Source organism: Sinobaca sp. H24 (assembly GCF_023845525.1).
The window spans coordinates 1-14,111 of the sequence record NZ_JALBWT010000029.1 but is presented as its reverse complement, the minus strand read 5'-3'; the positions used below and the strand labels follow the sequence as shown (position 1 = coordinate 14,111).

The following is a 14,111-nucleotide window of genomic DNA, read 5'->3' as shown; positions in this document are numbered from 1 at the left end:
AATTATCAGGCTTTTCAATAAACGCTGTTTTCGCTATGCTTAATAGAAACAAACAGACAGCGGTGAGTGAATATGTTAGATGATACGGGAGAACGAATCATCCCAAAGCAGATGCAGGCTTCCAATCGAATGCTGCTCGAACATATGGCACGTTATTCGTTTGCCTGTCCCTATGCTTCAGGGAAGGTGCTTGATATTGCCTGTGGAACAGGCTACGGCGCCCATATGATTACGAAAACACGCAAAAACTTCATTAATTCCTCTCTGGGAATAGATGTAGATCCAAAAACGGTGGAATATGCCCAAAGGCAGTATTATCATCCCCTGCTTTCCTTTGAGCAGGGAGATCTTCTTGATCCGGAACTCCCCGGGAGAATTGGCACCTTTGATACCATCATTTCATTTGAAACAATTGAACATGTAGCTGACGACTATTTATGTCTAAAACAACTGCACCGCCTTTTAAAACCAGGCGGCACTCTTGTGATATCCACCCCTTTCGGCCGGGGCAGAGGCTTCCCTTCCAATGAACCTTTTCATTTTCATCAATTAACCGAAAACGAATGGGCCCGCCTGATTACAGACACTAAATGGAAATGGCAGAAGGCCCAGTTATTCTATCAGCTTGGTGTTGCAATTGAACGACCGCGCCGGGAAGAAGTTCACTATCCATTAGGAATTGCCGTATGCAGAAAATAAACAGCTTCATCCAGGGATCTCTGTCTTTTCAGGCAGAGGTTCTTTACATAAGATGTCCTGTAAAAGCACATTTCTGGGCGCCGGTCTCCGGCTGCGTTAAAATGAATAGTATGAAAAAGGAGTGAAGAAAAATGAACGTGCTTCAGGAAACAACAAAAGACAGCCGGCTTCAACTGTTAAAAGAAACGACGGCTCCCTTTTCAGAAAGAGCATGGAGCCATAACGAAGAAGCTGTTTTTCCCCATCAAAATATAGTAGATTTAAAAAAAATCAAATATCCTTCTCTAACAGCCCCTATAGAATACGGCGGGATGGAGATCTCCCTGCTGGAGTTCATTGAGTCACAGGAAATCATTGCAGAAGCCGATGGTTCCACTGCCCTGGCCATCGGATGGCACGTCGGAATCTTAAAAGATCTGACCGAAACACGTCCGTGGCCGGAATCTGTATTTAAACGCGTTTGTGAAGCCATCACCTCCGATCAGGCTCTACTGAACAATACGGCGACGGAGGCTGCGACCGGAAGTCCGACGAGGGGCGGAAAACCTATGACCGAAGCTTCCCGCTCCGGAAATGACTGGGTGCTGACCGGCCGCAAAACATTTACGACACTTGCACCTGCCCTGGATTATTTTGTAGTCAGTGCCGGCCTGGCTGAAGATAACCGCACGGCTAACTTTCTTGTGCCACGCGGCACTCCCGGGGTTTCCATTGACGAAACCTGGGACTCTGTCGCTATGCGGGGAACAGGCAGCCACGATCTTGTACTTGATCAGGCCAAAGTGCCGGAGGACCATCTCGTCACCTTTTTGAACCCTGGAAACTAAAAAGCAGCCGGGTGGCTGCTTCATATTCCAGCCTGTTATTTAGGCATTGCCCAGGCTGCTGCGAATCATGCCACAGCTTTTGCTAAAGAATATTCGCCGAACACAATGGAAGGAACCATCTCTGATATACCAGCTGTTCAGGAGAAAATCGGCGAGATGGAAGCCAAACTTATACAAAGCAGGCATTTTCTCCACAGCGTGGCCCGGCAGTGGGACGAGTCGTCTGCAGCACAGCGGGATGCCATGAAGCCAGAGCTTGGAACGGTTAAGCGGAGCGTCGTCAATGAAGCCATTGCTATTGTTGACCTGGCCATGCGGATTGAAGGCGCAAGAAGCTTATCGGCTTCCAACCCGCTTCAGCGCTATTACCGCGACGTCCGGGCCGGTCTTCACAATCCCCCGATGGACGATATGACTATTACTATGCTTGCGAAAGAAGCACTTAAGCGTCATTAATAAAGTAAAAAGCCGGGCCCTCTCTTAGGGTCCGGCTTTTTACTGCTGCTCTTGATAAGGCGATACCCGGACCGCTGATCGCTTAAAACCAGGCATCCGGCAGACCGGATCAAGCCGACCTTCTACAAGCATGTTGACGTTCTGGCTTTCTGCCCAGTGAAAAGGTACAAACACCGTATCTTCCCTGATACTTTCAGAAAGCCTGCTTCTGACGGTGATTTTCCCGAGCGGTGATTCAATAGTAACGAGCGTGTTTTCTGAAATAGCATATTGGTCTGCGGTTATAGGATGAATTTCAATGAACGATTCAAACAGACGGGCATTTAAATTGCTGCTTTTCCGGGTCTGAACTCCGGTTAAATAGTGGGCCATCACCCTGCCTGTCGTTAAATACAGCGGAAACTCCTGACTGACTTCTTCTTTAGGATCCTCATTTTTTAAAGGAACCGCCAGCAGCTCGGCCCGGCCTCCGTCTCTTGCGAAATGGTCTTCAAAAAGTCGCTTCGTCCCCGGATCCGATTCACTGCGGCATGGCCAGAAGACCCCTTCTTCCTGACGGATCCGTTCATACGTTATTCCAAAATAATCGGCAATGCCTCCTTTTGAGGCCAAACGCAGCTCGTTAAAAATCTCTTCTGCCGATTGATAGGAAAATTTAGTGCCGTATCCCAGAATTCCAGCGATCATTGATAATATCTCCCAGTCATTTCTGCTTTCACCGGGTGCTTTTTTATCTGCTTCCCGAAGGGTAACCCGACCTTCCAGATTCGTAAGCGTTCCTGCATTTTCCATGTAAGAAGCCGCCGGCAGAACCAGGTCGGCATACTCTGCTGTTTCCGAAATAAACATATCCACCGCTACGAAAAAATCCAGTGACTGGATGGCTTCTTTTACCATCGTTGCATGAGGGTTGGAGACGATGGGATTAGAGCCGACAAGAAATAAACTTTTAATGTCCCCTCTGCCGATCAGCTCCATCATTTCATAAGCGGAGACACCTTTTCCGGGCATGTCTTTTTCCTTCATGCCCCATACATCAGCTATATACTGCCGGTCTTCTTTATTGTCAATAGACCGGTAGCCCGGAAGCTGGTCTGCTTTTTGTCCATGCTCTCTCCCTCCCTGACCGTTGCCCTGGCCGGTAATAGCTCCATATCCACTTCCTTTTTTTCCTATTTTCCCAGTCATCAGCAGTATGTTGATAAAATTCCGGACGGCCAGATAGCCGTCGACCTGCTGCTCAATTCCGCGGGCCGTAAAAATCATCCCTGATTCTGCGTTCGCAAATGCCCTCGCTGCTTTTTCCAGTTCCTGATAAGGAATACCGGCTTCTTCAGCACAGGCTTCCACCGTTAAGCCCTGCAGATGGGCGAATAGCTCCTCAGCGCCTTCGGTCCGCTTTTCTATAAAATCGAGATCGGCCTTGCCTTCGTCATATATACATTTAAGTATCGCATTGGCTGCTGCATTGTCGCATCCGGGCTTTACCTTCAAATGCAGATCAGCCATCTGCGCAGTCGCTGTTTCCCGTGGATCTACAACAATAATATAAGCACCATTGCGCTTTGCTTCCTCAAAGTACGGCATAATCGTCGGCTGGCAGTCAGCAATATTGGTTCCTGCCAGGATTATACATTTCGTTTCCGGAATTTCATCCAGCTGGTTGGTTAATCCCCGGTCCATCCCCAGCGCTTTGTTTCCGGCTGAAGCCGCTGCCGACATGCAGAATCTCCCGTTATAATCAATGTACTTCGTTCCCAGGGCCAGTCTTGCAAATTTACCGAGTACATAAGAAGTTTCATTCGTAAGCGAGCCGCCGCCGTATACGCCGATTGTGTTTTTTCCGTATTCTTTCTGCAGAGACGGAATTTTTTCTTTAATGAGCTGCAATGCTGCTTCCCAGCTGATCGGCTGAAAAGCCCCGTCTATTTTCTGCATAGGATAGCGCAGGCGGTCTTCGTGAAACGCATGCTGATAGGCATTGAGGCCTTTTACACAGAGACGGCCTCCTGTCGTTGGATTATCGACCCCGTGGTACGGTATCTTTTTCTCGTAACAATTGTCTGCTCAATCACCTGCTTTTTGCACTGCATACTGCAGAAAGGACACTGCGCGTTGTATACTTTTTCCGTTTCTACTTTCTGCTGTTTTTCCCGGAAGTATTTAAGCATCAGCTCTGACATATGTGTCCTCCTTGTTGTAACATCAGCTCTTTGATCCGCTGCTGTTCTTCGTCTTTCTGTTCCAAAAGCAACGCCGCATTATCTTCTTGAAAAAGAACTTCCCTTATATGAACCATGGTTACTCTTTCCACCCAGCGGGAGAGTGTTTCGCCGTGCCCCGCTGAAATACGGTAGTATAACAGAACCGATTCAAGCATATAAAGCACAGTCTGCTGCTCAGCAAAAGAAAAAAGAATATGATTTTTTCCTTCTACAGTCACACGGAGCTCCCACTTTTCATTTTGATACAGTATACCGGCATGCCCACTTTGAATGTCCGCACAGTTGTGGCTGCAGGAAGATATGCGGATAAACGGCTTTGTCGGAAATGGGAGCAGTTCCATTCTTTTTTCGAGCCATTCCGCCATTTCCTGCTCCGGCTGTTTTGTACAGGTACATTCTACTTGTTCCAGGCTTCTTATCTGTACAGCCGGAAACCGATTTCCGGGCAGTCCCGTCCGCTGTAAGCCCAGTTTTTCAGCCGCTGTTTCTAAAAATCCGGGTGCCACAGGGGAGAGTTCAATCGATCCATCCGGAAGCGGCTTTAGGAAATCCACGCCGCATGCGGACGCCGTTTCTGCCGCATTCTGCCACTCGGACAGGGACAACCCTCCTCCTTTTCCGGGAATATGGACAGCCAGACTTCCATCCGAGCGTTCTATTATATTTTCATACGTATCGGCTTTCCCTGTTTCTGCTGAAAAATAAGCAGGAGAGATCATATATAGGTAGTAGGGAAGGGCTTCTCTGCACGTCGCGCACCCCTTATTAGTTTTCCAGCCGGGCATTTGATAAGCCTCTTTCAAAGAAGATGGCATATGATCCTGAAGAAGGCTGACGACCTCTTCTTCTTCCAGGTTCGTGCATTCGCAGAAAGGTATTTTTTCTACTTGCTCGTTAAACTCATCGCTCTGCATATAGTCCAGAAGCTCTTCCACTACCGGACGGCACCCCCCGCATGAAGAAGAAGCACCGGTACAGGCTTTCACTTCTTCTGCTGTACAAAGCCCGCGTGTCTGCACTTCTTTTATGATGGTACCTTTGGATACATTATTGCAGTGACAGACAGCCGCATGAGACGAGAGCGTTTTGATTCTTCTCTTCGTGGAGTCATTGACGGATAGCAGCTGTTGTTTTTCTTTTTCTGAGAGCGGCTTCCGGGTTCTAATCCACTGCTGCAGGGAAGCGGACATGCTCGTGCTGCCATAAAGCACAGCTCCCTGTACCATATCTTCCTTCATAATAATCTTGCGGTACTGGTTTTCTTTTTCATCGAAAAGCTGTAGAACATAGCTGTCCGACTCTTCTTCGAGGCTTCCGGCAGAAAATACTTCCACTCCTGGAATTTTCAGCCTTGTATATACAGCAGAGCCGGAATAATCCCGTTCTTTTTTTCCTGAAACAGAAGCCGCAAGCACTTTGGCCTGTTCATACAACGGTGCAACCAGGCCGTATGTAGTGCCCCGATGCTCTGCACATTCTCCGAGGGCATAAATACCTTCTGCCTCTGTTTCCATCCAGTCGTTAACTATAATACCCTTATTCAACGGAATACCGCTTGCCTCCGCCAGCTCTATTTGAGGCTTTATTCCCGCTGCCATTACGACAGCATCTACCGCAAGAGAGCTGCCATCTTCAAACAACAGCTCATCTGCCTGTCTTAAGCCCTTTATTGCTTTGGTTTCAGCAGAAAATAAAAAATGCATCCCCTGTTTTTCCAATTCTTCCTGCAGCAGCCCCGCTGCCATTTCATCCAGCTGACGATTCATTAAAAATGGACCACGATGAATCACCGTAACGTCCAGGCCTCTGTTTAAAAGACCCCGGGCCGCTTCAAGTCCGAGAAGTCCTCCCCCAATAACGGCCGCTTTTTGAAAAGTGTCTGCCTGCTCCAGAATTTTCTCGCAGTCTTTCATTGTCCGGAAAACAAATACGTTTTCTTTATCTGCTCCCTGTACTGGAGGGATATAGGCTTTAGAACCTGTAGCAATCACAACTTTATCAAACGCCACTTCCCTTCCATCCTCTGTGCGGACCACCCGGTTTTCCTGGTCCACATATAACGCTTTTGTTCCCGTAATGAGTTCAATATGATGGTCTTCATACCACTGCAGCGGATGTATGTATAATTCCGGTCCGCCTGCTTCCCCCTGAAGATAGGAAGACAGCTTCATCCGGTTATAGGAAAGTCCTGTCTCTTCACCAATAATCGTTATCTCGAAAGTTTTCGGAGCGGTTTCGAGTAGCTCTTCTACAAAACGGAGTCCCGCCATACCATTACCGATCAGCAGTACTTTCTCTTTATTCATAAGACGCCTCCAGCCCGTATTGCCCTGCTATTATACGAAATACATATGGTCCTATTGTCTAAAAAGAAAAGCCGCCCTTCAAGAAGGGCGGCAGAAAATATCACAGACTTTTATTCATTATGCTTTTTTATATTGCGAAATCCGATCGATTTCCGGGTAGTAAGCATGACACCGGATATAACAACTACAGCTCCTCCTGCCTGTGTCCAGGTGATGTATCGCCCAGGAAAATATAGGCACCGGTCATGGTAAATACCGGCAGTAAATTTAGAAATACCGAAGACTGGGAAGCGCCGATTTCTGCAATCGAGCGATTCCAGAGCAGCAGCGCAATCACTGAAGGGAAAATACCCAGATAAGCAATCCCTGCAGCATCCTGATACCCGGCAATCGGAGGCAGTCCGTAAAGCATAGTTTCGACTGCAGCAAAAGGCAGCAGGACCAGGGTGGCTGCCGCAAGCATAACGAGCAGACTGCCGTATGCCGGAAACTTGAACATATGCATTTTCACAAGAAACGAATAAATCACCCAGACGGCCACTGCCGCAAGCATAATAACGTCCCCCCTATTAAAAGAGAGGCTTCGGATTACTTCCATTGATCCATCTGTAATAACCCAGACAGCCCCTCCGACCGAAAGAACAACGCCTGCCCATTGGTACCCTTTTAAACCGTTCCTGAAACAAAAAGAAACTGGCTGCGATCGTTACAACCGGGATAGAAGATTCCAGAATCGCTACGTTGGATGCACTCGTATATTTTAAAGACAAATAAATAAAAGCATTAAAAAAGCCACTCCTGTTAAAGCCAGCCCGAGCAGCGGCTTCCATTCCGACCGGAATACTTCCCGGTGGCGGACCGCCTGTTTCCAGCCGATCGGAAGAACGACGGCCAGTGCGATACCTACGCGGAGAAATGCGATCGTAAACGGCGGAATTTCTTCCAGTGCTTTGCCGACCAGAATATTGCCGGTAAATATAATAACCGTAATGATTAAAAAGATATAAGCCTTCATATGTATCCACCGCCTTTATGCCTTTTCAGTGTACGCCAGACGATAGGTGCCTGCCAAATTAAAAACTTGCTTTTCTATCAGTTTAATATTAAACTGATAAGGGTAAAGAAAGGAGAACCTGAAAATGAGCATAAAGAAAAAACTGACGAAAAAACAAAAACAATTAGGACTGCTGCTCTGGTTCCGCCTTTCCCGATTTTACAATGAAAGCGTGCAGCGCTCCAATGCTTACTTAAAAACTTACGGCTTAACTACTTCCCAGTTTGATGTACTTGCCCAGGTAGGCGCCCATCAGCCGCTTTCCCAGCAGGAGCTGGCCGAAAAGCTTTTTGTGACCAAAGGAAATATTACGCATATGCTTCGGAAAATGGAGGCTATGGGATACATCCAGCGTGAACAGAAGTGGCGCACGAAAACGATCACTCTAACAGAGGCGGGAAACGTTCTATATAAACAGAGCGTCCCAATCAGGAACATTTTCAGGCCATGCAGTTTCAGGTTCTTTCCGAAAAAGAACAGCAGCAGTTACTGCATCTATTAAAAAAAATCCAAAAACAATCCATTCCCTATAAGGAGGAAAACCAATGAATATTAAAGGCATTCATCATCTCTCTGCTCTGACCGCAAACGCAGAACACAATCTTGATTTCTATACAAAAGTAATGGGTCTCCGTCTCGTGAAAAAAACGGTAAATCAGGACGATACTTCCGTTTATCATCTTTTTTACGGTGATGAAAAAGGAAATCCGGGGACGGAGCTTACCTTTTTTGAAATCCCTATGGCGGCTCCCAATCAACCGGGCGCGAGCAGTATTTCCGGCACTTCTCTCCGCGTGGCAGACGACAAAGCGCTCGATTTCTGGAAAACCCGCTTTGATGAGATGGGAGTTGGTCATGATGAGATCGTAGAGCGTGCCGGACGCCGCACACTTGCTTTTCAGGACCCTGAAGGCCAGCGCCTGTTTCTTGTTTCTGATGAAAACAATGAGGGTGTGGCCGGCGGCGTCCCTGGAACCGCGCACCTGTACCGGGTAGAACATGGCGTAACAGGACTTGGTCCGATTCGGTTAACGGTTAAAAATCCTGCGCCTACAGCCGGTGTTCTTACAGACATTATGGGCTTCCGCCGCAAAGGCAGCTATCCCGCTGAAGCTGCAGGACAGCCGGATATCGAAGTATATGAAACAGGTGAAGGCGGCAGCGGCACGGAAATTCACCTGGAACCACGCCCCGACCTTCCTTTTGAAAGACAGGGACGCGGCGGCGTGCATCACGTCGCTTTTCGGGTAGAAGACAAAGAAGAACTCGATAAATGGATCCAGCACATCACCGATGCCGGACTCCCCAACTCCGGCTTCGTCGAGCGTTATTACTTCCGCTCTCTATATTTTAGAGAACCAAATGGCATATTGTTTGAAATTGCTACAGATGGTCCTGGATTTGATGGAGACGAAGACATTGAACATCTCGGTGAAACGCTCGCTCTTCCTCCTTACCTGGAGCCCAAGCGTGCCGAAATCGAGGCGAAAATAAAGCCTCTCGATTACAAACCGGAAGCCTGATTATATTTACTTGAACGAACTAATACAATATAAAGGTGGTCTATACTATGAAACACATTTTTAAGCAGTCCAGTAAACAGAATGCACCAGTACTACTTTTGCTGCACGGAACAGGCGGCACAGAAGAAGACCTGCTTGAAGTGGCTAAACTAATTGATGAAGAGGCTTCTGTCCTCAGCGTACGCGGCAATGTGTCCGAAAACGGCATGCCCCGCTTTTCCGTCGGCTGGCAGAAGGTGTATTTGATGAAGAAGACCTGCTGTTCCGTACCGGAGAGCTGCATGAGTTTATTAACGAAAGCGCGGAAAAATATGAATTTGACCGCAGCAACGTAATTGCCGTCGGTTACTCCAACGGCGCAAATATCGCTGCCAGCCTTCTGTACCATTACAATGATTCGCTTAAAGCAGCTTCTCTGCATCACCCGATGGTACCAAGGCGTGGTGTAGACCTTCCCGATTTAAGCGGTACTTCTGTATTTATCGGAGCAGGAGAAAACGATCCCATCTGTACACCGGAAGAAACGAAAGAACTCAGCCGTACTCTTTCCGAGGCAGGAGTAACAGTAGAAGAATACTGGAGCCAGGCCGGCCACCAGCTTACACTTGAAGAAGTGGAAGCAGCCAAAGCCTGGTATCAAAAAGCAATACAGTAAAATAAACCCCCGAAGACGACCGTCTCCGGGGGTTTGCTGTATTAACAGAAGTATTTTATGCTAATATATCATGAAATTCATCATTTTCCTTCAGCTGCTTTTCTGCATAAGGACACTGGGGAATAATTTTTTTGTTCTCTGCCCTGGCCTTTTCCACCACATGCTCAACGAGCTGATAGCCAATGCTCTGCCCTCTTAAATCTTCAGCCACTTCTGTATGGTCAATGACTATTTCATCATCTTTTTCTTCAAAAAAAGTAATCTGGGCCGCTTTATTTCCCTGCTGATCTTCTACGTAAAATTCGTTGTTACCTGTTTTAATATCCATATCTTATCTCTCCTTTGTAGCTTTTTTCCTTTTTTCGGAGAAATTAAAACATTACTCCCACTCCACCGGCTTTTCTACAAGAACTCCGTCATCATTCGTTTTTTGATTTAATGAATGGTCTTTAGCCTGCACGCAGATATAATACAACACTTCATCGGAATTGTTACGAAGAGTACGGGCTCCTTCCGGCGCTACTCGTACAACAGTGCCCTCTTCAATATCAAATATTTCGTCATCGACCTGAAACTGGCCGCTTCCTTTTACGAAAATATAAAGCTCTTCGTTCTCTACGTGCTTATGGTGAAACGGAATAGATGTATGCGGCGGGAAAGAGCTGAGCGATGCTTCCATACTGGTAAGTCCAAGAAGTTCATTTAAAAACAGCTTTCCTCTTGTTTTAACTCTTCCTTCAATTTTATAATCTTTTAGATCTTCCCATTTTCCTGGATATGCGGCCGTATAATTTGTTCCTTCTTTTTTTTCAGGCATGCTGGACCCTCCTCTGATTTTCTGTTTCTCCTGCAGTATATAACGCTTTCATTGAAAAATAAATCAAGCCGCATTCTTGCAAAGCAGAAAAAGACGTGATATATTTTATAAATCGTAATCATTACGTTTTATAAAGGAGAGAGAAAAATGGCTAAGAAATCAAAAGTCGTCAAACAGCAAAAACGGGAAGCCCTTATTGCGCAGTATGCTGAGATCCGCCGTGAATTAAAAGAAACGGGAGATTACGAAGCGCTCCGCCGCCTTCCAAGAGATTCTTCTCCAACCCGGTCCAACAGCCGCTGCGGAGTAACCGGACGTCCCCGCAGATATATGAGAAAGTTCAATATGTCCCGTATCGCTTTTCGGGATCTTGCCCATAAAGGTCAGATACCCGGCGTACAAAAATCAAGCTGGTAAAAATAAAAGCACTGGATCGCTGATGCTGATCCGGTGCTTCTTAATGCCCCCCGTAGTGAGGGAGCATTTTTCTTTTGTATAAGGCAGCGACTGTATTTAATAACACAACCGGAAGTTTTTTAGGGAAATGTTTTCTCGTATAGTATACATAAAATGCATTTTTTAAATCGTCCCACTGTGTGCAGTCTTTCTGCTGGCGGTAGCGGGCAACATCAATAATTTTTATATTACCTGCATCTGTAATTAAAATATTACGCAGATGGATATCCGATGGATTCAGACCTCTGTTTCTGGCCAGCTGCAGAGCCCTGTCTACTTCTTTTAAATGACTTTCTGTTATCGGCATGCCTTTTTGCAGGCATTGAAAAAGAGTGCTCCCTTTTACGTGGTCGATGACCAGATAATTTTCTCCTGCTTCATATAGGTTCGGGTAATATTCCAGCCCCCGAGAGCCTGGTAAATGAGGGCTTCTTCTTTAGCTACAGCAGCAAAATCCGGAAAGAACACTTTCAGCACAACTTCCGTTTCTTCTATTTTGAAAACATAGGCGCTTCTTCCTTTTCCTATAAATTCCAATGTGTCATCATAATCAATAAGGATCGAGTGCGTTCCTTTATTTATCATTCGGACGCTTTCTGCAAGAGCAAGGTACGTGTTCACAATGCTCAATCCTCCTTCTGTAATACCTTTTATTATATCACGATTTTTTTATTTCTATCTTTTTCCGGCTTTTCTTTTAAAGGCAGCATCAGATAAAACGGAAAGAACGCTCCCTCTGCACTACAGGGAACGTTCTTTGAAATGATTTTTATAAGTCATCTGCTGCCGGATCGAATAGTCATTGTTTATTCGATTATTTAAAGGCATAAGTGTTATTATACATTGCCCTCTGCCGGTATCGGGTTTTCTTTTAAAATGCGTGCCATGTGAAGCAGGTTATAAGCAAGCATTGTTACGTGCCCTTTCGTAAATTCATTACTCATCCCATCTGCTTCAATGAATGATGGACCGGGACCAGCTTCTCCCACCCAGTAGCAGTCTACGTTAGGAGGGACTGTAAATCCGATATGAGAGAGGCCATATAACACAGAGGTTGCTGCATGTTTCGCCCCGTCTTCATTTCCGGTTACGACTACTCCGCCCACTTTATTATAGTAAATGGCCTGTCCTTTTTCATTTGTCACTCCGGTGCCGCCGTACAGCCTTTCCATAGCAAGCGTGGTCAGACTGCTCTTCTCCCCTATCCATATTGGAGTCCCAATAATAAGAATATCGGCTGCTTTTACTTTTTCAAAAATAGCCGGCCAGCCATCCCCTTCTCCTAAATCTTCGCTGATGCCATAAGGGATATGATAATCAGCAAGCCTTACCGTTTCTGTAGATACCCCTCTTTTTCCAAAAGCTTTAACACTTCGTTGGTCAATGCTTCTGTATTGGACTCTTCATCTCCGGTTTTTTTCAATGAGCCATTTAATACTAATGCTTTAAGTGCTGCCATTTTATCCCGCCTTTTTATCTGATTAGTTAGTATTTACCCTTATTTTAATAAGTGTAAGCAGTACTGTTTGAATTTTTGGACGGAGGATGTAGATTAGAATAAAGTCTGTAAATCTGTAGGAAGCTTCACCAATATACTTTTTTTACATTTATGTCAATATATGAAATCGTTCGTTCAAAAAAAGTTCAAACTATTTCATTTTTTTATGTCATTTTTGTGAATAATTTGGTATACTAAATTTACAGAATAAATGAAAACGCTTACTAATCTGAATATTATAAAAAGAGGTGCTTAAAATGGATGTATTGCTCGTATTTATGGTTTTTGCTACACTTGTTCCGTTTTTCTTTGCCCGCCGCAGAAAATGGTTTCTCGTTGTTCTTCAAACGGCTCTTGCTTTAGGCATGTGGGACTATTTCCTAAGCCACTTCACTCCAATTACTGTGCTTAATGCGCCTACTTCGATCATTGCTTTCTATGGCAGCCTGCTTATAACCAACGTTGCTATTATTTATATTATGATCAGCTACTTCAAGCAGCTGGAGCGCTCACGCCGTGTTCCTTTCCTACGCTCAGAAGTCAGTAATAATTCTAAATAACCACGACATAGAAAAAGCCGGTAAACTGCCCTTATTGGCAGTGTTTCCGGCTTTGTTTATACAAAAATTAAGGATAGAACAAAAAAGGAAGCTTATCGTTTTGATAAGCTTCCTTTTCATATGATTTAGTGGTCGCCGCCGTGTTCTTCTGTTTCTGAACCGCCGCCATCTGTGCCGTGGTCATGATAACCAAATGACATAACCCAGATAGACCCTAATACGATAATACCTGCAATACCAAAAGCATAAATCATGTTACCAAGCTGAATGCCTCCGCTGTCTGTTTCAGTAATGTGCATAAACATAAACAGCTGAATGCCGGCCTGGATAATAGCCAACGTCATAATGCCGGTAACGATCCATCCCATTGGAAGTTCCGTACCAAGGGCAATCCAGGCCGCAGCACCAGTAAGCACGATAGAGGAAATATATCCGATAACATGTTTTATAGGGAAACGCGATTCACTGTGTGAACTCATTTAACCCACCATCCCTAATAAATACACGACTGTATATACGAATATCCACACTACGTCCAAGAAGTGCCAATACAAGCCGAATATAAAGAATTTACTCGCTGTCCGCGGCGTAATGCCTCTCTGGTACAGCTGAATTAATAAGAGTATGCCCCAGCCCAGACCAACCGTTACGTGAAGTCCATGCGTACCGGTTAAAGTGAAGAATGCGGACCAGTAAGCTGCTGAACTGATCGATGCTCCTTCGTGAACCAGGTGTTCAAACTCATAAATTTCCAAACCAAGAAATCCAAGACCCAATACAAGTGTCATTCCCATCCAGAGAAGAAGGCCGTTCTTAGAACCCCGGCGCATTTCATTGATTGCAATTCCACAGGTAAAACTACTTGTTAGAAGAAGAAACGTCATTAACAAAGTAATAGGCAGTGAGAACAGCTCTTGGGTAGAGGGTGCATCTGCTGTTCTTCCAATCATAACAGCGTAGGTAGCAAAAATGGTAGCAAATAATGCAATCTCTGCGCCTAGAAATATCCAAAATCCAAGGATATTCATACGTCCT

Annotated in this window: 16 protein-coding genes and 4 pseudogenes; 8 read left to right on the top strand and 12 right to left on the bottom strand. The window is 45.6% G+C overall.

The window, feature by feature from the left end:
* Positions 1-72 precede the first annotated feature (72 nt).
* The 3 genes from MMY81_RS24920 to MMY81_RS34505 all read left to right on the top strand — a co-directional run bounded on the left by MMY81_RS24920 (position 73) and on the right by MMY81_RS34505 (position 1,982).
* Positions 73-699 (top strand): class I SAM-dependent methyltransferase, encoded by a 627-nt coding sequence (locus MMY81_RS24920; protein WP_252314941.1) that lies wholly within the window; start codon positions 73-75, stop codon positions 697-699.
* 131 nt (positions 700-830) lie between these two features.
* Positions 831-1,526: an acyl-CoA dehydrogenase family protein gene (locus MMY81_RS34510; protein WP_308215468.1), complete on the top strand. Its 696-nt coding sequence runs from the start codon at positions 831-833 to the stop codon at positions 1,524-1,526.
* Positions 1,527-1,541: 15 nt separating this feature from the next.
* A complete protein-coding gene (locus MMY81_RS34505; protein ID WP_308215472.1) occupies positions 1,542-1,982 on the top strand; it encodes an acyl-CoA dehydrogenase family protein in 441 nt (146 codons plus the stop codon).
* 39 nt (positions 1,983-2,021) lie between these two features.
* On the opposite strand, the pseudogene nasC reads toward MMY81_RS34505, so the two are convergent.
* The 5 genes and pseudogenes from nasC to MMY81_RS24890 all read right to left on the bottom strand — a co-directional run bounded on the left by nasC (position 2,022) and on the right by MMY81_RS24890 (position 7,528).
* Positions 2,022-4,165, bottom strand: a pseudogene (gene nasC, locus MMY81_RS24910) (assimilatory nitrate reductase catalytic subunit NasC).
* Entirely contained in the window at positions 4,153-6,513 is a 2,361-nt protein-coding gene (gene nirB / locus MMY81_RS24905) for a nitrite reductase large subunit NirB (RefSeq protein ID WP_252314940.1), read from the bottom strand. Before nirB ends, nasC begins: the two are co-directional and overlap by 13 nt.
* A gap of 184 nt (positions 6,514-6,697) precedes the next feature.
* Positions 6,698-7,066: a DMT family transporter gene (locus tag MMY81_RS24900; protein ID WP_252314939.1), complete on the bottom strand. Its 369-nt coding sequence runs from the start codon at positions 7,064-7,066 to the stop codon at positions 6,698-6,700.
* A gap of 16 nt (positions 7,067-7,082) precedes the next feature.
* Positions 7,083-7,343, bottom strand: a complete 261-nt coding sequence (locus tag MMY81_RS24895; RefSeq protein ID WP_252314938.1) for an EamA family transporter — start codon at positions 7,341-7,343, stop codon at positions 7,083-7,085.
* Positions 7,274-7,528 carry an EamA family transporter gene (locus MMY81_RS24890; protein WP_252314937.1) on the bottom strand — a complete coding sequence of 85 codons (255 nt, stop codon included), beginning with the start codon at positions 7,526-7,528 and terminating at the stop codon, positions 7,274-7,276. The genes MMY81_RS24895 and MMY81_RS24890 overlap by 70 nt, the downstream gene beginning before the upstream one ends.
* A 124-nt stretch (positions 7,529-7,652) precedes the next feature.
* On the opposite strand from MMY81_RS24890, the pseudogene MMY81_RS24885 reads away from it, so the two are divergent.
* From MMY81_RS24885 to MMY81_RS24875, 3 genes and pseudogenes are all read left to right on the top strand, one after another.
* A pseudogene (locus MMY81_RS24885) lies at positions 7,653-8,116 on the top strand (MarR family winged helix-turn-helix transcriptional regulator).
* Entirely contained in the window at positions 8,113-9,090 is a 978-nt protein-coding gene (locus MMY81_RS24880; protein ID WP_252314936.1) for a ring-cleaving dioxygenase, read from the top strand. The pseudogene MMY81_RS24885 and the gene MMY81_RS24880 overlap by 4 nt, the downstream one beginning before the upstream one ends.
* A gap of 47 nt (positions 9,091-9,137) precedes the next feature.
* Positions 9,138-9,745, top strand: a pseudogene (locus MMY81_RS24875) (alpha/beta hydrolase).
* Between the two features lie 55 nt (positions 9,746-9,800).
* On the opposite strand, the gene MMY81_RS24870 reads toward MMY81_RS24875, so the two are convergent.
* Both MMY81_RS24870 and MMY81_RS24865 read right to left on the bottom strand, forming a co-directional pair.
* Positions 9,801-10,073, bottom strand: a complete 273-nt coding sequence (locus MMY81_RS24870; RefSeq protein WP_252314935.1) for a GNAT family N-acetyltransferase — start codon at positions 10,071-10,073, stop codon at positions 9,801-9,803.
* Positions 10,074-10,124: 51 nt separating this feature from the next.
* On the bottom strand, positions 10,125-10,562 hold the full coding sequence (locus MMY81_RS24865) for a cupin domain-containing protein (protein ID WP_252314934.1): 438 nt from the start codon (positions 10,560-10,562) through the stop codon (positions 10,125-10,127).
* A gap of 147 nt (positions 10,563-10,709) precedes the next feature.
* Here MMY81_RS24865 and rpsN point away from each other — a divergent pair, with 147 nt between their 5' ends.
* Positions 10,710-10,979, top strand: coding sequence for a 30S ribosomal protein S14 (gene rpsN, locus MMY81_RS24860; RefSeq protein ID WP_252314933.1), 270 nt, complete (start codon positions 10,710-10,712; stop codon positions 10,977-10,979).
* Positions 10,980-11,019: 40 nt separating this feature from the next.
* Here the strand turns inward: rpsN and MMY81_RS24855 are convergent, their stop codons facing one another.
* The 3 genes and pseudogenes from MMY81_RS24855 to MMY81_RS24845 form a co-directional block, all read right to left on the bottom strand.
* The gene (locus tag MMY81_RS24855) at positions 11,020-11,325 is read right to left on the bottom strand and encodes a protein kinase family protein (protein ID WP_252314932.1); all 306 of its coding nucleotides are present in this window, start codon (positions 11,323-11,325) and stop codon (positions 11,020-11,022) included.
* Between the two features lie 35 nt (positions 11,326-11,360).
* Positions 11,361-11,639 (bottom strand): hypothetical protein, encoded by a 279-nt coding sequence (locus tag MMY81_RS24850; protein WP_252314931.1) that lies wholly within the window; start codon positions 11,637-11,639, stop codon positions 11,361-11,363.
* A 215-nt stretch (positions 11,640-11,854) separates the two neighbouring features.
* Positions 11,855-12,477 (bottom strand): annotated as a pseudogene (locus tag MMY81_RS24845) (flavodoxin family protein).
* A gap of 296 nt (positions 12,478-12,773) precedes the next feature.
* Here MMY81_RS24845 and MMY81_RS24840 point away from each other — a divergent pair.
* On the top strand, positions 12,774-13,076 hold the full coding sequence (locus tag MMY81_RS24840) for a hypothetical protein (protein WP_120192816.1): 303 nt from the start codon (positions 12,774-12,776) through the stop codon (positions 13,074-13,076).
* Between the two features lie 125 nt (positions 13,077-13,201).
* Here MMY81_RS24840 and qoxD read toward each other — a convergent pair whose 3' ends face one another.
* Complete coding sequence (gene qoxD / locus MMY81_RS24835) at positions 13,202-13,555, bottom strand: cytochrome aa3 quinol oxidase subunit IV (protein ID WP_252314930.1); 354 nt, start codon at positions 13,553-13,555, stop codon at positions 13,202-13,204.
* Positions 13,556-14,111: cytochrome aa3 quinol oxidase subunit III (qoxC, locus tag MMY81_RS24830; protein WP_252314929.1), on the bottom strand; the 556-nt coding region annotated here is incomplete at its 5' end. It abuts the gene before it with no gap.

Bases quoted from the DNA above. Each gene is read 5' to 3' on its own strand.
- MMY81_RS24920 (WP_252314941.1), top strand. From the start codon at position 73: ATGTTAGATGATACGGGAGAACGAATCATCCCAAAGCAGATGCAGGCT.
- MMY81_RS34510 (WP_308215468.1), top strand. From the start codon at position 831: ATGAACGTGCTTCAGGAAACAACAAAAGACAGCCGGCTTCAACTGTTA.
- nirB (WP_252314940.1), bottom strand. From the start codon at position 6,513: ATGAATAAAGAGAAAGTACTGCTGATCGGTAATGGTATGGCGGGACTC.
- MMY81_RS24900 (WP_252314939.1), bottom strand. From the start codon at position 7,066: ATGCTTGCGGCAGTGGCCGTCTGGGTGATTTATTCGTTTCTTGTGAAA.
- MMY81_RS24895 (WP_252314938.1), bottom strand. From the start codon at position 7,343: ATGGAAGCCGCTGCTCGGGCTGGCTTTAACAGGAGTGGCTTTTTTAAT.
- MMY81_RS24890 (WP_252314937.1), bottom strand. From the start codon at position 7,528: ATGAAGGCTTATATCTTTTTAATCATTACGGTTATTATATTTACCGGC.
- MMY81_RS24880 (WP_252314936.1), top strand. From the start codon at position 8,113: ATGAATATTAAAGGCATTCATCATCTCTCTGCTCTGACCGCAAACGCA.
- MMY81_RS24870 (WP_252314935.1), bottom strand. From the start codon at position 10,073: ATGGATATTAAAACAGGTAACAACGAATTTTACGTAGAAGATCAGCAG.
- MMY81_RS24865 (WP_252314934.1), bottom strand. From the start codon at position 10,562: ATGCCTGAAAAAAAAGAAGGAACAAATTATACGGCCGCATATCCAGGA.
- rpsN (WP_252314933.1), top strand. From the start codon at position 10,710: ATGGCTAAGAAATCAAAAGTCGTCAAACAGCAAAAACGGGAAGCCCTT.
- MMY81_RS24855 (WP_252314932.1), bottom strand. From the start codon at position 11,325: ATGCCGATAACAGAAAGTCATTTAAAAGAAGTAGACAGGGCTCTGCAG.
- MMY81_RS24840 (WP_120192816.1), top strand. From the start codon at position 12,774: ATGGATGTATTGCTCGTATTTATGGTTTTTGCTACACTTGTTCCGTTT.
- qoxD (WP_252314930.1), bottom strand. From the start codon at position 13,555: ATGAGTTCACACAGTGAATCGCGTTTCCCTATAAAACATGTTATCGGA.